This is a genomic window from Streptomyces sp. NPDC058685, from assembly GCF_042714725.1.
In the GTDB taxonomy this organism is placed as follows: Bacteria; Actinomycetota; Actinomycetes; order Streptomycetales; family Streptomycetaceae; genus Streptomyces.
Genome location: NZ_JBHXSL010000012.1, coordinates 112731 through 130689 on the forward strand (window position 1 = coordinate 112731; position 17959 = coordinate 130689).

General features: G+C 70.0%; 19 protein-coding genes. 7 read left to right on the top strand and 12 right to left on the bottom strand.

Annotated features, from left to right (window positions below; translation table 11 throughout):
- Positions 1-36 precede the first annotated feature (36 nt).
- Positions 37-1239 (top strand): macrolide-inactivating glycosyltransferase, encoded by a 1203-nt coding sequence (gene mgt / locus ACFWU3_RS14225; protein WP_384435993.1) that lies wholly within the window; start codon positions 37-39, stop codon positions 1237-1239.
- Between the two features lie 252 nt (positions 1240-1491).
- Here mgt and ACFWU3_RS14230 read toward each other — a convergent pair whose 3' ends face one another.
- Positions 1492-3756, bottom strand: a complete 2265-nt coding sequence (locus tag ACFWU3_RS14230) for an MMPL family transporter (protein WP_384435996.1) — start codon at positions 3754-3756, stop codon at positions 1492-1494.
- Between the two features lie 366 nt (positions 3757-4122).
- On the opposite strand from ACFWU3_RS14230, the gene ACFWU3_RS14235 reads away from it, so the two are divergent.
- Positions 4123-5322, top strand: coding sequence for a S8 family peptidase (locus ACFWU3_RS14235; RefSeq protein WP_313943464.1), 1200 nt, complete (start codon positions 4123-4125; stop codon positions 5320-5322).
- Between the two features lie 77 nt (positions 5323-5399).
- The gene (locus tag ACFWU3_RS14240) at positions 5400-5948 is read left to right on the top strand and encodes a DUF1697 domain-containing protein (RefSeq protein WP_384435999.1); all 549 of its coding nucleotides are present in this window, start codon (positions 5400-5402) and stop codon (positions 5946-5948) included.
- Between the two features lie 15 nt (positions 5949-5963).
- Here ACFWU3_RS14240 and ACFWU3_RS14245 read toward each other — a convergent pair whose 3' ends face one another.
- On the bottom strand, positions 5964-6155 hold the full coding sequence (locus ACFWU3_RS14245) for a DUF4236 domain-containing protein (RefSeq protein WP_384436002.1): 192 nt from the start codon (positions 6153-6155) through the stop codon (positions 5964-5966).
- Positions 6156-6273: 118 nt separating this feature from the next.
- Here ACFWU3_RS14245 and ACFWU3_RS14250 point away from each other — a divergent pair, with 118 nt between their 5' ends.
- From ACFWU3_RS14250 to ACFWU3_RS14265, 4 genes are all read left to right on the top strand, one after another.
- Positions 6274-7308: a ketopantoate reductase family protein gene (locus ACFWU3_RS14250; protein ID WP_384436005.1), complete on the top strand. Its 1035-nt coding sequence runs from the start codon at positions 6274-6276 to the stop codon at positions 7306-7308.
- A 10-nt stretch (positions 7309-7318) separates the two neighbouring features.
- Positions 7319-7891, top strand: a complete 573-nt coding sequence (locus tag ACFWU3_RS14255; RefSeq protein WP_384436008.1) for a TIGR03086 family metal-binding protein — start codon at positions 7319-7321, stop codon at positions 7889-7891.
- Between the two features lie 257 nt (positions 7892-8148).
- Positions 8149-8400 (top strand): DUF6400 family protein, encoded by a 252-nt coding sequence (locus ACFWU3_RS14260; RefSeq protein ID WP_313943458.1) that lies wholly within the window; start codon positions 8149-8151, stop codon positions 8398-8400.
- Entirely contained in the window at positions 8387-8599 is a 213-nt protein-coding gene (locus ACFWU3_RS14265; RefSeq protein ID WP_384436012.1) for a hypothetical protein, read from the top strand. The genes ACFWU3_RS14260 and ACFWU3_RS14265 overlap by 14 nt, the downstream gene beginning before the upstream one ends.
- A gap of 80 nt (positions 8600-8679) precedes the next feature.
- Here ACFWU3_RS14265 and ACFWU3_RS14270 read toward each other — a convergent pair whose 3' ends face one another.
- The 10 genes from ACFWU3_RS14270 to ACFWU3_RS14315 form a co-directional block, all read right to left on the bottom strand.
- Complete coding sequence (locus ACFWU3_RS14270; RefSeq protein WP_384436015.1) at positions 8680-9426, bottom strand: sirohydrochlorin chelatase; 747 nt, start codon at positions 9424-9426, stop codon at positions 8680-8682.
- An 8-nt stretch (positions 9427-9434) separates the two neighbouring features.
- Positions 9435-10328 carry an ABC transporter permease gene (locus ACFWU3_RS14275; protein WP_384436018.1) on the bottom strand — a complete coding sequence of 298 codons (894 nt, stop codon included), beginning with the start codon at positions 10326-10328 and terminating at the stop codon, positions 9435-9437.
- Positions 10315-11109, bottom strand: a complete 795-nt coding sequence (locus tag ACFWU3_RS14280) for an ABC transporter ATP-binding protein (RefSeq protein ID WP_340476064.1) — start codon at positions 11107-11109, stop codon at positions 10315-10317. The genes ACFWU3_RS14275 and ACFWU3_RS14280 overlap by 14 nt, the downstream gene beginning before the upstream one ends.
- Positions 11110-11143: 34 nt before the next feature.
- Entirely contained in the window at positions 11144-12253 is a 1110-nt protein-coding gene (locus ACFWU3_RS14285; RefSeq protein ID WP_384436020.1) for an aliphatic sulfonate ABC transporter substrate-binding protein, read from the bottom strand.
- A 207-nt stretch (positions 12254-12460) separates the two neighbouring features.
- Positions 12461-13804, bottom strand: coding sequence for a sulfate adenylyltransferase subunit 1 (locus ACFWU3_RS14290; protein WP_384436023.1), 1344 nt, complete (start codon positions 13802-13804; stop codon positions 12461-12463).
- Positions 13805-13806: 2 nt separating this feature from the next.
- Positions 13807-14745 (bottom strand): sulfate adenylyltransferase subunit CysD, encoded by a 939-nt coding sequence (gene cysD / locus ACFWU3_RS14295; protein WP_384436026.1) that lies wholly within the window; start codon positions 14743-14745, stop codon positions 13807-13809.
- Positions 14742-15308, bottom strand: coding sequence for an adenylyl-sulfate kinase (cysC, locus tag ACFWU3_RS14300; RefSeq protein ID WP_384436029.1), 567 nt, complete (start codon positions 15306-15308; stop codon positions 14742-14744). Before cysC ends, cysD begins: the two co-directional genes overlap by 4 nt.
- Positions 15308-16003: a phosphoadenylyl-sulfate reductase gene (locus ACFWU3_RS14305; protein WP_384436032.1), complete on the bottom strand. Its 696-nt coding sequence runs from the start codon at positions 16001-16003 to the stop codon at positions 15308-15310. Before ACFWU3_RS14305 ends, cysC begins: the two co-directional genes overlap by 1 nt.
- The gene (locus tag ACFWU3_RS14310; protein ID WP_313943447.1) at positions 16000-16179 is read right to left on the bottom strand and encodes a hypothetical protein; all 180 of its coding nucleotides are present in this window, start codon (positions 16177-16179) and stop codon (positions 16000-16002) included. The genes ACFWU3_RS14305 and ACFWU3_RS14310 overlap by 4 nt, the downstream gene beginning before the upstream one ends.
- A complete protein-coding gene (locus ACFWU3_RS14315) occupies positions 16176-17873 on the bottom strand; it encodes a nitrite/sulfite reductase (RefSeq protein ID WP_384436035.1) in 1698 nt (565 codons plus the stop codon). Before ACFWU3_RS14315 ends, ACFWU3_RS14310 begins: the two co-directional genes overlap by 4 nt.
- Positions 17874-17959: the final 86 nt, after the last annotated feature.

Genomic DNA, 17959 nt, shown 5'->3' on the forward strand with positions numbered 1-17959 from the left:
TTGTACGAGACGTATCGTCTCGTTTACGGTGGACCCATGACCGAACGACAGCATGCCCATATCGCCATGTTCTCCATCGCCGCCCCGGGGCATGTGAACCCGAGCATCGAGGTCGTCCGGGAACTCGTCGCGCGCGGCCACCGCGTCAGTTACGCGATCCCCGCCTCGTACGCGGACCGCGTCGCCGCGACGGGAGCGACGCCCGTCGTCTACACCTCGACCCTGCCCACGGAGGAGGAACCGGAGGCGTGGGGGACCGAACTCATCGACAACATCGAGCCCTTCCTCCACGACGCGATCCAGGTGCTGCCCCAGCTGGCGGCCGCCTTCGAGGGCGACGAGCCGGACCTCGTGATCCACGACATCACCTCCTACCCGGCGCGCGTCCTCGCCCACCGCTGGGGCGTGCCCGCCGTCTCGCTCTCCCCGAACCTCGTCGCCTGGGAGGGCTACGAGGAGGAGGTGGCCGAGCCGATGTTCGCGGAACTCAAGGCGTCCGAGCGCGGCCGGGCGTACTACGCGCGCTTTCGCGGGTGGCTCGCGGAGAACGGGCTCGCCGACCGTGACCCGGACGCCTTCGTCGGCCGCCCGGCGCGGTCGATCGTCCTGATCCCCAGGGCACTTCAGCCGAACGCCGACCGGGTCGACGAGTCCGTCCACACCTTCGTCGGCGCCTGCCAGGGCGAGCGCAAGGACCAGGGGGAGTGGCAGCGGCCGGCCGGCGCGGAGAAGGTGCTGCTCGTCTCGCTGGGCTCGGCCTTCACCAAGGTCCCCGCGTTCTACCGCGAGTGCGTGAAGGCGTTCGGAGGGCTGCCCGGCTGGCACGTGGTGCTCCAGATCGGCCGCTACGTCGATGAGTCGGAGCTGGGGGACGTGCCGCCGAACATCGAGGTGCGCTCGTGGGTGCCGCAACTGGCGGTACTGCGCGAGGCGGACGCGTTCATCACGCACGCGGGCGCGGGCGGCAGCCAGGAGGGTCTGGCGACGGCCACCCCGATGGTCGCGGTGCCGCAGGCGGTCGACCAGTTCGGCAACGCGGACATGCTGGTGGGTTTGGGAGTGGCACGCCGTCTGGACTCGATGACGGCGACGGCGGAGGACTTGCGGGAGGCGGTGCTGTCCCTGGCCTCGGATCCGGAGGTGGCCCGCCGGCTCACGGAGATCGGGGCGGGGATGGCGGGGGAGGGCGGCACACCGCGCGCGGCGGACCTGATCGAGGCGGAGCTGCCGGGGGTGTGACAAGAGGCCGAGCTTGCTCGGCTGTGAGCGCGGCCGAGCTGCCGCGGACATGAGGCGATCGCCGGACGGGCTTCGGGAGGAAGCCGGTCCGGCGATCGAGGACGCGCAGTCGGGGTGCTTGTCGCAGGGGCGGTTCGTCAGGGGCGGTGCGCGGGTCTCCTCCGCGGTCAGATCGGCGTCCGAGAGCCTCAGCTCAGGGGCTGTGCCCGCGGCCCGGGTTGGGACCCGCGCCCGCCCCGTACCCAGCGCCTTCTAGACGGTTACCGGCGCACCGCGCCCGTCGTCGTCATGACCCCGCACCCCCGCTCCCGCCTCCACCGGAACCACCGGCTCGTCGTGGGTCATGTCCGGCAGCCACCGGAGCCACTTCGGGAAGTACCAGTTCTTCTCACCCAGCAGCGCCATCACCGCCGGCAGCAGCACTCCGCGGATGATCGTCGCGTCGATCAGCACCGCCGCCGCCAGGCCCACGCCCATCTGCTTCATCGACTGCATCGACAGCGTCCCGAAGATGGCGAACACCGCCACCATGATGACCGCCGCACTCGTCACCACTCCCGCCGTCGTGACCACGCCGTGCGTGATCGCGTCGCGTGTGCTCCGGCCCTGCATCTTCGCCTCGCGGATCCGCGAGACCACGAAGACGTGGTAGTCCATCGAGAGCCCGAACAGGATCACGAAGAGGAACAGCGGCAGCCAGGAGATGATCGCGCCCACGCCCTCGGCGCCCACCAGTGACGCGCCCCAGCCGTGCTGGAAGACCGCGGTCAGGATTCCGTAAGCCGCGCCCACCGACAGCAGGTTGAGCGCGATCGAGGTGACCGCGATCGTCAGTGACCGGAACGACAGCAGCATCAGAATGAAGGCGAACACCACCACGAAGGCGAAGACCGGTGCGACGGACCCCGTGAGCTGGTCGTTGAAGTCCTTCGAGCCGGCGACCTGGCCGCTGATCGGCGCCTCGACGCCGTCGACCGCGCCGAGCGTGGCGGGCCGGACCTCCTCGCGCAGGATGCCCAGGCTCTTCTCCGCCTTCTCCTGGTCGGAACCGCCCACCAGCGGGACGTAGATGAAGGCGATGTTCTCGGCGTCGTGCGTGACGACCTCGACCGGGCCCCTGGACGCGCCTGAACTCACCGCCTGTGCACGGAAGTCGGCGATGGCCGACTTCACGGGCGCGGCGTTGATGTCGTCCGCCTTGATGACCACCTCGGCCGGGTCCGCGCCGCCGGGGAAGGCCTCGTTGACCCGTTCGTAGGTGGCCACGATCGGCACCGAGTCGCCGAACTCCTGGTCCAGGGTGAGGTTCTGGGTCTTCATCCCGATCGCGGGCAGGGCGATGGCGACCAGTGCGCCCGCGGCGACCACGAGGGAGACCATCGGCCGCCTGAGCACTCCGCCGAGGACCGCGGTCCACAGCCGGCTCTCGCCGTTCGAGCCGCGCTTGGCCCGGTTGAGGAACGGGATGCGCCCCTTCTCCACCCGCTCGCCGAGCAGCGACAGCAGCGCGGGAAGAACGGTCACCGAGCCGGCCATCGCCACGGCCACCACGATCAGTGACGCGAGGCCCATGGACTCGAACTCACCGATGCCCGTGAACAGCATGCCCGCCATGGCCACGCACACCGTCACACCGGAGACGATGACGGCCCGGCCGCTGGTCGCCGCGGCGATCTGCATCGCGGTGTGCGCGTCGCGCCCCGCGGCCCTCTCCTCGCGCTCACGGCGCAGATAGAAGAGGCAGTAGTCGACGCCGACCGCGAGACCGACCAGCAGCATCACCGAGTTCGCCGTCTCGCTCATCGGCATGACATGGCTGACGACACCCATCAGACCCATCGTCGCCATGATGGCGGTGATGGCGAGGGCGACCGGCAGCAGCGCGGCCACCAGCGCGCCGAAGGCGATCAGCAGAATGCCGAGCGCGACCGGCACGGCCGAGAGTTCGGCCTGCTTGAAGTCGTCACCGAAGGCGTCGTCGAACGTCTTGTTCATACTGGCGCCGCCGATCTCCTCGATCCGCAGCTCCTGATGTCTGTCCTGCACATCGGCAACAGCCTTCAGCACAGGCTCGATCCGCTCGCTCGCCGTCTCGGCCTCGCCGCGCACATCGAACTGGACGAGCGCGCTGCGTCCGTCCTTCGAGATGCTCCGGGTGGTGTACGGCGAGGTGACGCCGCTGACTTCACCGGTGGCGTTCACCGCCTTCATCACCGCGTCGACCGCCGACCGGAACTCGGCGTCGGTGGCCTTGAGGGAGCCGTTCCTTGCCTGGAGGAGTACGGACTCGCTCGCGGGCTCGTCGACCCCGGCGTCCTCGGTGATCTTCGATGCCTGGGTGGTCTCCCCCTTCAACTGGTCGCTGTCCTTCAGTTCCACCGTGCCCGCGGCGGAGCCGGCCACCATGGCGACCAGGACGAACACCACCCAGATCCCCACCGCGGCCCATCGGTGCCGGGCGCTCCAGCCGCCTGCCCGCGCGGCGAGACCGCGCGGTCCTCTCGCTGCGTTCTCCATGACAGCTGCCCCCTTTTCCCGGACGCGAACACGGCGCCTGCGTCTCGGTTCTGACGCTAGGGGCACATTCAGGCCGTCTCCTCCTGCCCGGCGGTGAGCCCGGGAGGCCGTCATCTCCTCCTTTCGGACCGGGCGCATCCCCGACAAGAACGATCGAAGCCCCTTACATGTAAAGGCAGATGGGCTTCCCGCCCGATGTGGGCGGCCTTGGCCGGTTTCTTATTACGAAACCTTGTTGTCTAAGTCACAGCTGCATGAAGGTCTTGATCTGGGCGCGTCAATCGGTCAGGGTTTCGAACCAGCCCCCGGAGATCTTCCGGCCGGGGGCCAATCCCCCCACAAATGATGACGAGGAGACCCCTCTTCATGGCAGATCACAAGCGCACGAGCAGGATGAAGCTCACCGCTGCCATCACAGCTGTCGCGGCAGCGGCCGGAGTGACCGTGCTCGGCACGTCCTTCGCCGGTGCGGCAACTCCCGCCGAGGGCACGATATTCGGGGCCAACGCCGAAGGCGCGGTCGCCGGCAGCTACATCGTGATGCTGGACAAGAAGGCCGACAAGCAGGACCTGGCCACCGAGTACGGCGGCAAGCTCCAGCGCAACTACGGCTCCGCCATCAACGGCTTCTCCGCGAGCGGTCTCACGGAGACCGAGGCCAAGCGCCTCGCCGCCGACCCCGCGGTCGACAAGGTCGTGCAGAACAAGAAGTTCAGGGCCAACGCGACGCAGGACAACCCGCCGTCGTGGGGCCTGGACCGTGTCGACCAGGCCGACACGGCGGGCGACAACAAGTTCACCTACCCCGACAGCGCGGGCGAGGGGGTGACGGCGTACGTGATCGACACCGGAGTCCGGGTCACGCACAAGGACTTCGAGGGCCGGGCGACCAGCGGCTTCGACGCGATCGACAACGACGACAACGCCGACGACGGCAACGGCCACGGCACGCACGTCGCCGGCACCATCGCCGGTGCGAGCCACGGTGTCGCCAAGAAGGCGAAGATCGTCGCCGTCCGGGTGCTCGACGACAACGGCTCCGGCACCACGGAGCAGGTCGTCGCGGGCATCGACTGGGTCACCAAGAACCACAAGGGCCCCTCCGTCGCCAACATGAGTCTCGGCGGCGGCGCGGACGAGGCGCTCGACGAGGCCGTCCGCAAGGCGGTCGCCGCCGGCGTCACCTTCGCGGTCGCGGCCGGCAACGAGTCCTCGGACGCGGGCCAGGGCTCGCCGTCACGGGTCACCGAGGCCATCACCGTGGCTTCCTCCACCAAGGAGGACGCACAGTCGGAGTTCTCCAACTTCGGCAAGGTCGTGGACATCTACGCCCCGGGCTCGGACATCACGTCGGCGTGGAACGACAGTGACGAGGGCACCAAGACGATCTCCGGCACCTCCATGGCGACGCCCCATGTCGTCGGTGCCGCGGCCGTCTACCTCGCCGGTCACCAGGACGCCACCCCGGAGCAGGTCGCCAAGGCCCTCACCGACGGTGCCACGGCCGACAAGATCTCCAACCCGAGCGCCGGCACGCCCAACAAGCTGCTGAAGGTCGTCGAGTGACCGACGCCCACCCGCGCTGAACAGGCGGCCGCCGCGCCCTCCCCCACGGGGCGCGGCGGTCGCCTTAGGGTGTGCCGATGACCAAGAGGTATGCGGCACTTCTGCGCGGGATCAATGTGGGCGGGCACAAGCGAGTGCCCATGGCCGAACTCCGGGCGCTCATCGAGGAGTCGGGTCATACGGCCGTCGCCACCCACCTCCAGAGCGGCAACGCCGTCTTCGACGCGGCCTCCGGCGACGAACGATCCCTCGCGGTGGAACTGGAGCGAGGCATCGAGGACCGCTTCGGCTTCCGCGTCGACTGTCTCGTACGTGACGCCGCCTATCTGCGGGCGATCGCCGACAACTGTCCGTTCCCCGCGGCCGAGCTGGAGGGCAAGCAGCTCCACGTCACCTACCTCTCGGACCCCGTCGGCCCCGAACGGTTCGCGGAGATCGACCCGGCCGCCTTCGCCCCCGAGGAGTTCCGGATCGGCGACCGGGCGCTGTACCTCTACGCACCGAACGGGCTCGGGCGCTCCAAGCTCGCCGAGGCGCTCGGCAGGCCACGGTTCAGCCGGGGCGTCGTCGCCACCACCCGCAACTGGAACACGGTCGTCAAGCTGGTCGAGCTGACGCGGAGCTGACCCGCCCCGCGCGGATCAGTGCCGCCCGGAGTGCCGGCGCCAGCTGAAGCCGCCCGGCAGCCGTACCGACGCGCTGCGGTGCCCGTGGCTGTCCCGGGTGAGGTGGGCGCGGCGCCCGCCGAGGGTCCAGGACCAGCCCTGCGAGCCGATGTTCAGGTGCAGCAGCTTGGGGATGATGGTGATCCGCTTGTGGTAATAGAACGACATGTCGGCCTCCTTCCCTCGATGGTGAACCGTGCGGGCCCCGTGGCCGTCACCGCCACGCCACGGTTGTGTCACCGCGGACCCGTGCGAGATCCACTGTGGCTGTGCGAGCCTCGTACGTATGCGCTACATCATCATCGGGGCAGGGGCGGTCGGCGGCACGATCGGCGGACGGCTGGCGGAGGCCGGCCATGAGGTGGTGCTCGTCGCACGCGGGGCGCACTACGCGGCCCTGCGGGACGGCGGGCTGCGCCTGACCACGGCGGACGGCACCAGCACGCACCGGCTGCCGGTCGTCGACCGCGCCGATGCCGTGCGGCTGACGCCGGACGATGTCCTGGTGCTCTCCGTGAAGACGCAGGACAGCACGGCCGCGCTCGAGGACTGGGCCGCGCGGCCGGTGGACGGCGGCGGCACCGCGTCGGAGCGGCTGCCCCTGGTCTGCGCGCAGAACGGCGTGGAGAGCGAACGTCTGGCGCTGCGCCGGTTCCGCAGGGTCTACGGGATGTGTGTCTACCTGCCCGCGACCCACCTCGAACCGGGTGCCGTCTCCGCGTCCGGCCGGCCGCTGACCGGAGTGCTGCACATCGGCCGCTTCCCGGGCGGCACGGACGAGACCGCCCGGCGCGTCTCCGCCGACCTGGAGAAGTCGAACTTCCTCGCCCCGGTCGTCGCCGACGTCATGCGCTGGAAGTACGCGAAGCTCACCAGCAACCTCGCCAACGCGATCGAGGCCGCGACCGGCGTCCTCGCCGACGAGGCCGGAGTCGCCCTCGCCCGGCGTGTGATGGCGGAGGGCCGCGTGGTCCTCGCGGCCGCGGGCATCGAGGTGGCCGGCGAGGAGGAGCAGAAGGAGGTGCGGACCGACAAGATCCGCTTCGATCCCTTCGACGGCTCCAAGCGGCGTGGCGGCTCGTCCTGGCAGTCGCTCGACCGCGGTACGGGCACGATCGAGTCCGACTACCTCAACGGCGAGATCGCCCTGCTCGGCCGGCTGCACGGCGTACCGACCCCGGTCAACGACACCCTCCAGCGCGTGGCCAACAGCTTCGCCCGTGAGCGCCGGCCGGCCGGTTCGATGACCGTCGCCGAGCTGACCGCCCTGGTCGACGAGGCTGTCGCGATTCTTCAAGACCCCTCGGAGGCGTCGCCCTAGCGTCGAGGGCATGAACAGCATTCACCCGCACCTGACCACCTGTGCCGCCGAGGCCGCTCGTGTCGCACGCGCCGTGAGCCCCGAACGGCTGACCATGCCGTCCGTGTGTGACGCCTGGACCGTACGGGAGCTCGCCAACCATCTCGTCCTGTACTCCTCGCACGGACTGGAGCACCGCGCCCTGCGCGTCCAGCTGCCCGACGAGCTCGTGCGACGGGACTTCACCGCCGAGGCGGACTGGGCCGAGCAGTACGCGGTCCAGCTGGAGCGCGCACTGAAGGCATGGTCGGTGCCCGAGGTCTGGGAGGGGGAGGTGGACCTCGGTTTCACCGCGATGCCCGCCTCGGAGATCGCCTCGCTCATCGTCAAGGAACTGGCTCTCCACGGCTGGGACCTGGCCCGGTCCACCGGCCAGGCGTTCAGCCTCCCGGAGGAAACGGGTGCGTTCGTACTCGCGGTCGTCGAGGAGCACGCCGAGGTCTACCGGCAGTACGACGGCTTCGCCGCCCCCGTTCCGGCGGCCGGGGACGCCACGGCCTTCGAGCGGGCACTCGCGACGAGCGGCCGCGACCCACGGGGCTGAGGGCATACGCCCCCGCGCCCGAGAGCGCTGCGCCACGGGTGCGCGAGAGCGGCCGGACGGGGTCCGCGGACCTGTGGAGTCCCTCACACAACCCAGCACGTTCGGGGTTGTTTGCCTGGAATGTGAGGATGGTGACTTCAGTGGGTCGACCGTCCGTTTCAGGTGGTGACGACCCCTTTGAGCTGACGCTTCCTCGGTTCGGACACGCTTGATAGACACGTCGGGTTCGGTCAGCGACCCGGCGGGAGAAGCAAGGCATGATCCACGACCAGACTCCGGATCTCCACGAGTTCGAGATGGACCTGACCCGTGACGAGGTCAGGCGGCGCGCCGCGGTGCTCCGCGCACTCGGGGACGACTGGGACCCGGTGGCCGTGCTGGCGGGCGAGCAGGAGGCGTACCGCCTGCTCTACTCGAACCTCGACGCAGAGCAGCAGGAGACCTACGACCGGCTGGTCGCGGCCGGCGTCCTTCCGGGAGGGGAGGGCGAGGGCCGTGCTGCCGCTTGATCCCACGGCGGACGCCGGACGACGCGCCTGGGTGACGTGCCCGGGGTGCGCCGACCACCGGGACTGCGACGTCTGCCTGGCCGGCCGCTCGTGCAGCACCCACTGGCGGTATCTGCTCTCCAGCCGGGGCGGCACACTCCAGCTCCAGTGCTCCAACTGCGCCCATCTGTGGGCGCATGAGACCGGCTTCGGAGCCTGACCGCCCCGATCGCGTGCCGTGGCGCGCCGAAGCGGTCCGCTGCGTGTGATCGGTCCGCGCGGCCGGGCCGCCGTCCGCCGTCAGGCAGTGGCCGCGATCCGGTGCCCGACCCGCGCCTCGTCGTACCGCTCCAGCAGCAGACCGACCAGCTCGGGCGACGGGCCCAGCACATCCGCCAGGACGTCCGCATCGGCGGCACCCTCCGCGATCCGGTCCGGCAGCCGGCCCGGCGCGATGACGTACGGGGCCACCGCGACGCGCGCGCAGCCGTCGGCCCGCAGGGAGCGCACCGCGTCCTCCGTGCGGGGCAGTGATGCGGAGGCGAACGCAGGCCGCACGGCGCACCAACCGGTGTCCCGCAGCTCCCGCGCTACTTCTGCGATCACTGCGATCGCCTCCGGGTCCGTGGAGCCCGCCGAGGCCAGAACCAGCCCGGTCGAGCGTTTGTCGGCCGGGCCGAGCCCGGCCTCGCGAAGCCGCCGTTCCACCGCGGCGATCAGCAGCGGCGAGGGGCCCAGCACCTCCGCCTGGTGCACCCGCAGCCGCGGCAGCCTCCCCGATGCCTCCCGCAGCACGGCGGGGATGTCGGACTTGGCGTGGAAGGCGCGGGTCAGCAGCAGCGGAAGCGCCACGACCTCTTCCGTGCCCTCCGCGGCCAGCCGCTCCAGGACCCGTGGCACCGACGGCGCGTTGAAGTCCAGGAAGCCCGTCTCGACCCGCAGCTCCGGCCGCCGGGCCCGTACCCGGTTCACCAGTGCATGGACGGTCGCGGCATGCCGCGGATCGCGGCTGCCGTGGGCGACGACGAGGAGTACGGGTCGGGCCATGACGTCACTCAGCTCTTGACGAGGAGACCGCGGCCCCGCAGCACCGCGCGCTCCAGCGGACTGAAGATCAGCAGGTCGATGGCGATACCGACGATCAGGATCAGAATGATCGCCAGGAACACCCCGGGCATGTCGGAGTTGTTGCGGCCGTTCTCCAGCAACTGGCCGAGTCCGAGGCCGAGATCGGGCGACGAGGCGATGATCTCGGCGGCCATCAGTGAGCGCCAGGAGAAGGCCCAGCCCTGCTTGAGGCCGGCCACATAGCCGGGCAGCGCTGCCGGCATGACGATGTGCCAGGTGCCGCGCAGGCCCGTCGCTCCCATCGTCCGGCCAGCCCGCAGGAACAGCGGCGGCACCTGGTCGACGCCGGAGACGAGACCGTTGGCGATCGAGGGGACGGCGCCCAGCAGGATCACCGCGTACATCATCTGGTTGTTCAGCCCGAGCCAGATCACGGCCGGCGGCACCCAGGCCACCGACGGCAGCGACTGGAGACCCGACAGGATCGGGCCGATCGCCGCCCGGACGAACTTCACCCGGGCGACCAGCAGACCCAGCGGTGTGCCGATGGCGAGCGCCAGGAGGAACCCGAGCAGGCCGCGGGAGATGCTCGTCCACACGATCTCCAGCAGACTGCCCTGGAACCACAGGTCGGACACGCTGGTCCAGACGGCGGACGGCGCGGGTAGACTGCCCTCGTCGGTGACCTTCGCCCACACCAGCACCTGCCAGACCACGATCACCAGCGCGACGGCGGTGAGCGGCGGCAGCACCTTCTTGAGCAGCACCTCACGCACCGGGGTGCGGTGCGACTGCACCGCGTCCAGTGCGTCCAGGCCGGCCTCGAGCCCGGCGAGGTCGTCGGACTTGGTGACCTTCGCGGTGGTCTCAGTGCTGGCCATGTCGGCGGATCTCCCCACGCAGTTGTTCAGTGATCTCGATCGACAGCTCCGCCACGGCGGCGTCCTCGATCCGGCGCGGCTGCGGGATGCCCACCGTCCACTCCCGGGCGATGCGCCCGGGACGGGAGGACAGCAGCACCACACGCTCGGCCAGCCGGACGGCCTCGCGGACGTTGTGCGTCACGAACAGCACGGACACGTTCGTCTCGCGCCAGATCCGGGTCAGCTCGTCGTGCAGCACGTCCCGGGTGATCGCGTCCAGCGCCGCGAACGGCTCGTCCATCAGCAGCAGTTGGCTGTCCTGCGCCAGCGCACGGGCCAGGGCGACGCGCTGGCGCATACCGCCCGACAGCTCGTGCACCCGCTTGCCGTACGCGCCGTTGAGCCGGACGAGCTCCAGCAGCCGTTCTGCCTCGGTGCGCCGCTCGGCCTTGGCGACACCGCGCAGTCGCAGCGCGAGTTCGATGTTCTTGCCCGCGGTCAGCCACGGGAACAGCGCGTGCTCCTGGAACATCAGGGCCGGCCGGCCGCCGGGGGTCTCGATGGCCCCGGCGCTCGGCGCGTCCAGCCCGGCCACCAGATTGAGCAGCGTGGACTTACCGCAGCCCGAGGCCCCCAGGAGCGTGACGAACTCTCCCGGCGCGACATCGAGAGTGATGTCGTCCAGGACGAGCTGCTGTCCGGCAGGTCCTGCGAAGGACTTGGAGACATGCTCGAGACGGGCGGCGTGCCCGGCCGTCGTGCGCTCCTCGGCCTGGTCCTTGGTGAGGGTGCTGGCCATGGTCGTCACCTCCTGGGAACGTGGGCTTACGTGGTTACTTGACGCCGAGACCGGCGTCGGCGACCTCGGGCTTGCCCTCGGCCTTCAGGACCTTGTTCAGCGTCGTCAGGTCGTAGATGCCGGTCAGGTCCGGCTTCTCCAGCAGCCCCGCCTTCACCGCGTGGTCCGCCTGTGCCTGCAGCGTCGCTGCCAGCGGGTCGTCGATGAACTGCACGGACTTCCACGCCGGGTCGATGATGTCGGCGGGCAGATCCTTGCCGGTGAGCGCCTTCAGCTTGGCGTTGGCGGATGCCTTCGCCTTGTCCGGGTTGGCGTTGATCCAGGCGTTCGTCTTCACCGTGCCGCGCAGCAGCGCCTCGACGACGTCCGGGTGCTCCTTGAGGAACTTCTGCGACACGATGATGTTCGTGATGACGAACTTCTTGTCGGGCCACAGGGCGGACTCGTCGAGCAGGACCTTGGCGCCCTGGCTGACCAGCTTGGAGGCGGTCGGCTCCGGCACCCACGCGCCGTCCACGGAGCCGGACTTGTAGGCGTCGGGGGTGATCTTGTTGTCCGAACGGACCACGGAGACGTCGCCCTTGCCGCTCTGGGCGTCGACCTTCCAGCCCTTCTCCTTGATCCAGTTGAGGAAGGCAACGTCCTGCGTGTTGCCCAGCTGGGGAGTGGCGATCTTCTTGCCCTTGAGGTCGTCCAGGGTCTTGATCTTCTTGGGGTTGACCACCAGCTTCACACCGCCGGACGCGGAACCGCCGACGATGCGGAGGTTCTTCCCCTTGGACTTGGTGTAGGCGTTGATCGAGGGGGAGGGGCCGATGAAGCCGATGTCGATCGCGCCCGCGTTCAGCGCCTCGATCTCGGAGGGACCGGCGTTGAACGTCGTGGACTTGATCTGCGTCCCGCCCAGTTCCTTCTGGAGGATGCCCTCCTGCTCGCCCACGAGGGCGGTGGCATGGGTCAGGTTCGGGAAGTAGCCGAGCTTCACGCTGTCGGCGGAGAGCTTCTTGCCGTTCGCGGCGGGAGCGACCTTGTCGTCCTTGTCGGCCTCGGAGCCGTATCCGCAGGAGGCGAGTGCGCCGATCAGCAACGGCAGTGCGGCGGCGGCGGCGATGCCGCGGCGCAGAGTGGTACGGGTGGCAGGCACGGGAGGTGTTCCTCTCGGAGGCCCGGCGGTCACGTCCTACGGAGCGTGGCCGGGAGGTCGACTGGTCTGTGTCTTCGTCTGTGGTGCAGCGTTCTGTGGTGCATTCGGGTCAGCGCGCACATCGCACGACACCCCCGGATCCCGCGCCGAGGGTGCCGCTGCCCACGCGGCCGCCCTCCTTCGCGAAGGTGGAGAAGACGTCGGTCATCAGAAGTCCCATTCAGCGTCGTCGTCGGCCGCCTGCACGGCCTCGGCGGTGGTGGCGAAGGAATCGCCCGCCATACCCGCGGCCAGCGTGGTGCCGTCGGCGGGGTCGATCAGCAGGAAGGATCCGGTACGCCGGGAGTGCGCGTACGAGTCGAGCGCGAGCGGCTCGGCGGTCCGCACCTTCACCAGCCCGATGTCGTTGGCGACCAACTGCCCCGGGTTCGGGTGCTGGGAGAGGTCGTCGAGGGTGAGCCGCGAGGGGATCTCCTTGACGATCGCCTTGACCGTGCGGGTCGTGTGCTTCAGCAGCACCCGCCGGCCCACCGTCAGCGGCTGGTCCGCCACATGGCAGACCGTCGCCTCGATGTCCTGCGTGGTGGCCGGTGCGTCGTCGCTCGGCACGATGAGATCGCCGCGCGAGATGTCGATGTCGTCCTCCAGCAGGAGGGTCACCGACTGCGGGGTCCAGGCGACGTCCACCGCGTTGCCGAGCAGATCGATGGCCGAGATCTTCGAGGTGCGGCCCGCCGGGAGCACGGTCACCTGCTCGCCCACCCGGAAGGTGCCGGCGGCGATCTGGCCCGCGTAGCCGCGGTAGTCCGGGTGTTCGGCGGTCTGCGGACGGATCACGTACTGCACCGGAAGCCGTGCGTGGCAGCTCGTCAGATCGTGGCTGACCGGCACCGTCTCCAGGTGCTCCAGCACGGTCGGGCCGCCGTACCAGTCCATGTTCGCGGACGGGTCGACCACATTGTCACCGGCGAGCGCCGAGATCGGGATCGCGGTGATCTCGGGCACGCCGAGGGAGGCCGCGTACGCGGTGAACTCCTCGGCGATGGCGGCGAAGACGGGCTCGGCGTAGTCGACGAGGTCCATCTTGTTCACCGCGAGGACGACGTGCGGGACGCGCAGCAGAGCGGCGACGGCGGCGTGCCGGCGGGTCTGCTCGACCACCCCGTTGCGCGCGTCGACCAGGACGACCGCGAGCTCGGCCGTCGACGCGCCGGTCACCATGTTGCGGGTGTACTGCACATGGCCCGGGGTGTCGGCGAGGATGAACCGCCTGCGCGCGGTGGCGAAGTAGCGGTACGCCACGTCGATGGTGATGCCCTGCTCCCGCTCGGCCCGCAGGCCGTCGGTGAGCAGCGCCAGGTCCGGCGTCTCCTGACCGCGCGAGCGGGAGGCGTGCTCCACGGCCTCCAACTGGTCGGTGAGAACGGACTTGGAGTCGTGCAGCAGCCGTCCGACCAGCGTGGACTTGCCGTCGTCGACGGAGCCGGCGGTGGCGAAACGCAGCAGGGTGGTGGCCGAGATCCCGGCGAGCTGCCCGGTGGTGGTCGTCATGGCTAGAAGTACCCTTCGCGCTTGCGGTCTTCCATCGCGGCCTCGGACATCTTGTCGTCGGCACGGGTCGCGCCCCGCTCGGTGAGCCGGGAGGCGGCGATCTCGGCGATCACGGCATCGAGCGTGGTGGCGTCGGAGTCGACGGCGCCGGTGCAGGACATGTCGCCCACCGTGCGGTAGCGGATGAGCCGGGTCTCCACCGACTCGGACTCCTTGGGGCCGCCCCAGTCGCCGGCGGTCAGCCACATGCCGCCGCGGGCGAACACCTCGCGCTCGTGGGCGAAGTAGATCCCCGGCAGGTCGATCTTCTCGCGCTGGATGTACTGCCAGACGTCCAGCTCGGTCCAGTTGGAGAGCGGGAAGACCCGGACGTGCTCGCCCGGCGCGTGCCGGCCGTTGTAGAGCTGCCACAGCTCGGGGCGCTGCCGGCGCGGGTCCCACTGCGAGAACTCGTCGCGCAGCGAGAAGACCCGCTCCTTGGCGCGCGCCTTCTCCTCGTCGCGCCGTCCGCCGCCGAACACCGCGTCGAAGCGGTGCTGCTGGATCGCCTCGGTCAACGGGACGGTCTGCAGCGGGTTGCGGGTGCCGTCGGGCCGCTCGCGCAGGGTGCCCGCGTCGATGTACTCCTGGACGGACGCCACGTGCAGACGCAGACCGTGCCGTTCGACCGTGCGGTCGCGGTACTCGATGACCTCGGGGAAGTTGTGCCCGGTGTCGACGTGCAGCAGTGTGAAGGGGACCGGGGCGGGCGCGAACGCCTTGAGCGCGAGGTGCAGCATGACGATGGAGTCCTTGCCGCCGGAGAAGAGGATCACCGGCCGCTCGAACTCACCCGCCACCTCGCGGAAGATGTGGACGGCCTCCGACTCCAGGGCGTCCAGGTGGGACAGGGCGTACGGGCTGTCGACGTCCCCGCTCGGATGGTTGACGCTCGTCGTCATGCCAGGCCCTTCTCGATGAGCAGCGCGTGCAGCGCCGCCGCGGACTGCTGAACGGTCTGGTTCTGCGACTCGATCCGCAGATCCGGGCTCGCCGGCTCCTCGTACGGGTCGTCGACGCCGGTGAGTCCACTGATCTCGCCCGCCGCCTGCTTGGCGTAGAGCCCCTTCACATCGCGCTCGGAGCAGACGTCCACCGGGGTGGCGACATGCACCTCGACATACGCGGTGCCCTCCGCCGCGTGCCGCTTGCGCACCGCCTCACGGCTGTCCGCGTACGGCGCGATCACCGGGACGAGTGCCGTGACACCGTTGGACGCCAGCAGTTCGGCGACGAAGCCGATCCGTTGGACGTTGGTGTGGCGGTCCTCGCGGCTGAAGCCCAGTCCCGCCGAGAGGAACTCGCGGATCTCGTCGCCGTCGAGCACCTCCGTGCGGTGTCCGCCGGCGCGCAGCCGTGCGGCGAGTTCGTAGGCGATCGTGGTCTTGCCGGCACTCGGCAGACCGGTGAGCCAGACGGTGGCCCCAGTCACGTGCTTCTCCCGCTGCTTCTCGTCGTCGTTCATCAGCCGTGCAGCCCGCACTCGGTCTTGCCGCTCCCGGCCCAGCGGCCGGCGCGTGCGTCCTCGCCCTCCAGCACCCGGCGGGTGCAGGGCGCGCAGCCGACGGAGGCGTAACCGTCCGTCAGCAGCGGGTTGGTGAGGACGCCGTGCTCGGCGACGTAGGCGTCCACGTCGTCCTGCGTCCAGCGGGCGATCGGCGAGACCTTGACCTTCTGCCGCTTCTCGTCCCAGCCGACGACCGGGGTGTTCGCCCGGGTCGGGGACTCGTCGCGGCGCAGCCCGGTCGCCCAGGCGTCGTACCCGGTCAGACCCTCTTCCAGCGGCCTGACCTTGCGCAGCGCGCAGCACAGGTCGGGGTTGCGGTCGTGCAGCTTCGGGCCGTACTCGGCGTCCTGCTCGGCCACCGACTGGCGGGGGGTGAGCGTGATGACGTTGACGTCCATCACGGCCTCGACGGCGTCCCGCGTGCCGATGGTCTCCTCGAAGTGGTAGCCCGTGTCGAGGAAGACGACGTCCACGCCCGGCAGGGCGCGGGAGGCGAGATGGGCGACGACCGCGTCCTCCATCGAGGAGGTGACGCAGAAGCGAGCCCCGAAGGTCTCGGTCGCCCACCTCAGGATGTCCAGGGCCGGCGCGTCCTCGAGCTCCCGCCCGGCCTGCTCGGCGAGCTGCCGGAGATTCGTCTGAGTCAGCGTCATATCTCGTCCCCTCCACCGTCGTTGCGCTGAAGTCCACGGGTCAGCAGCCCGAGGAACTTCAACTGGAAGGCCCGGTTGCATGCCGCGCATTCCCAGGCGCCGTGTCCCTGCTCGTTCGGACGCAGGTCCTCGTCGCCGCAGTAGGGGCAGTAGAACGGGGCGGCGCGCTCGCTCATGAGAGGGCCTCCTCGCTGGCACGCGCCGCCCAGGTGGCGAAGCGCTCGTCGTCCTCGCGCTCCGCCTCGAAGCGCTTGAGGACCCGCTCGACGTAGTCGGGCAGTTCGGCGGAGGTGACCTTCAGCCCGCGCACCTTGCGGCCGAAGCCGGGCTCCAGGCCGAGCGCGCCGCCGAGGTGCACCTGGAAGCCCTCGACCTGATTGCCCTCGTCGTCCAGGACCAACTGGCCCTTGAGGCCGATGTCCGCGACCTGGATCCGGGCGCAGGCGTTGGGGCAGCCGTTGATGTTGATGGTGACCGGCTGGTCGAACTCGGGCATGCGCCGCTCGAGTTCGTCGATCAGCGAGGCGCCGCGCGCCTTCGTCTCGACGATCGCCAGCTTGCAGAACTCGATGCCGGTGCAGGCCATGGTGCCGCGCCGGAACGGCGAGGGGTTCACCCGCAGGTCGAGCGCCTCCAGGCCGGACACGAGCGACTCGATCCGGTCCTCCTCGACGTCGAGCACGATCATCTTCTGCTCGACGGTGGTCCGCAGCCGGCCGGAGCCGTGCTCCGCGGCCACGTCCGCGATCTTGGTGAGGGTGGCTCCGTCGATGCGTCCGACGCGCGGGGCGAACCCGACGTAGAACCGGCCGTCCTGCTGCCGGTGCACACCGACGTGGTCGCGCCACTGCTGTACGGGCTGCTCGGGCGCGGGGCCGTCGACGAGCTTGCGCTTCAGGTACTCGTCCTCCAGCACCTGACGGAACCTCTCCGGCCCCCAGTCGGCGACCAGGAACTTCAGCCGGGCACGGGTGCGCAGCCGGCGGTAGCCGTAGTCCCGGAAGATCGAGATGACGCCCTCGTGGACGTCGGCCACCTCGTCCAGCGGCACCCAGGCGCCCAGCCGGACGCCGATCTTGGGGTTGGTGGAGAGCCCGCCGCCGACCCACAGGTCGAAACCGGGGCCGTGCTCGGGGTGGTTCACCCCGACGAAGGCGATGTCGTTGATCTCGTGCGCCACGTCCAGCAGCGGAGATCCGGAGACCGCGGACTTGAACTTGCGCGGCAGGTTCGAGAAGGCCTTGTTGCCGATGATCCGGCGGTGGATCTCCTCGATGGCGGGCGTGCCGTCGATGATCTCGTCCTCGGCGATACCGGCGACGGGCGAGCCGAGGATCACGCGGGGGGTGTCACCGCAGGCCTCGGTCGTCGACAGGCCGACCCCTTCGAGGCGGCGCCAGATCTCCGGCATGTCCTCGATGCGGATCCAGTGGTACTGCACGTTCTGCCGGTCGGTGAGGTCGGCGGTGCCACGCGCGAACTCCTGGGAGATCTCGCCGATCACCCGCAGCTGCTCGGTGGTCAGCCGTCCGCCGTCGATCCGGACGCGCAGCATGAAGTACTTGTCGTCCAGCTCCTCCGGCTCCAGGATCGCGGTCTTGCCGCCGTCGATGCCGGGCTTGCGCTGGGTGTAGAGACCCCACCAGCGCATGCGGCCGCGCAGGTCGGCGCCGTCGATGGAGTCGAAGCCGCGGTGGGCGTAGATCGTCTCAATGCGTGTCCGCACGTTGAGACCGTCGTCGTCCTTCTTGGTCTGCTCGTTGGCGTTGAGCGGCGTCATGTGCCCAGCAGCCCACTGGCCCTCGCCGCGGTGACGTCCGGTCTTGCGACGCGACGCGGCGGGAGTGGGCTTTTCGGGGGTGGAGGCCATGGCTGTACGTCCTTCGAGACTGCAGGAGGGCGGCTCTGAGCTGCACACTCGCGCGGAGGCGCGTCGGTGCGCAGGGCGGTTGCTCA

Excerpts from the sequence above, each read along its gene's own strand:
- mgt (WP_384435993.1), top strand. The coding sequence starts at position 37 with ATGACCGAACGACAGCATGCCCATATCGCCATGTTCTCCATCGCCGCC.
- ACFWU3_RS14230 (WP_384435996.1), bottom strand. The coding sequence starts at position 3,756 with ATGGAGAACGCAGCGAGAGGACCGCGCGGTCTCGCCGCGCGGGCAGGC.
- ACFWU3_RS14235 (WP_313943464.1), top strand. The coding sequence starts at position 4,123 with ATGGCAGATCACAAGCGCACGAGCAGGATGAAGCTCACCGCTGCCATC.
- ACFWU3_RS14240 (WP_384435999.1), top strand. The coding sequence starts at position 5,400 with ATGACCAAGAGGTATGCGGCACTTCTGCGCGGGATCAATGTGGGCGGG.
- ACFWU3_RS14245 (WP_384436002.1), bottom strand. The coding sequence starts at position 6,155 with ATGTCGTTCTATTACCACAAGCGGATCACCATCATCCCCAAGCTGCTG.
- ACFWU3_RS14250 (WP_384436005.1), top strand. The coding sequence starts at position 6,274 with ATGCGCTACATCATCATCGGGGCAGGGGCGGTCGGCGGCACGATCGGC.
- ACFWU3_RS14255 (WP_384436008.1), top strand. The coding sequence starts at position 7,319 with ATGAACAGCATTCACCCGCACCTGACCACCTGTGCCGCCGAGGCCGCT.
- ACFWU3_RS14260 (WP_313943458.1), top strand. The coding sequence starts at position 8,149 with ATGATCCACGACCAGACTCCGGATCTCCACGAGTTCGAGATGGACCTG.
- ACFWU3_RS14270 (WP_384436015.1), bottom strand. The coding sequence starts at position 9,426 with ATGGCCCGACCCGTACTCCTCGTCGTCGCCCACGGCAGCCGCGATCCG.
- ACFWU3_RS14275 (WP_384436018.1), bottom strand. The coding sequence starts at position 10,328 with ATGGCCAGCACTGAGACCACCGCGAAGGTCACCAAGTCCGACGACCTC.
- ACFWU3_RS14280 (WP_340476064.1), bottom strand. The coding sequence starts at position 11,109 with ATGGCCAGCACCCTCACCAAGGACCAGGCCGAGGAGCGCACGACGGCC.
- ACFWU3_RS14290 (WP_384436023.1), bottom strand. The coding sequence starts at position 13,804 with ATGACGACCACCACCGGGCAGCTCGCCGGGATCTCGGCCACCACCCTG.
- cysD (WP_384436026.1), bottom strand. The coding sequence starts at position 14,745 with ATGACGACGAGCGTCAACCATCCGAGCGGGGACGTCGACAGCCCGTAC.
- cysC (WP_384436029.1), bottom strand. The coding sequence starts at position 15,308 with ATGAACGACGACGAGAAGCAGCGGGAGAAGCACGTGACTGGGGCCACC.
- ACFWU3_RS14305 (WP_384436032.1), bottom strand. The coding sequence starts at position 16,003 with ATGACGCTGACTCAGACGAATCTCCGGCAGCTCGCCGAGCAGGCCGGG.
- ACFWU3_RS14310 (WP_313943447.1), bottom strand. The coding sequence starts at position 16,179 with ATGAGCGAGCGCGCCGCCCCGTTCTACTGCCCCTACTGCGGCGACGAG.
- ACFWU3_RS14315 (WP_384436035.1), bottom strand. The coding sequence starts at position 17,873 with ATGGCCTCCACCCCCGAAAAGCCCACTCCCGCCGCGTCGCGTCGCAAG.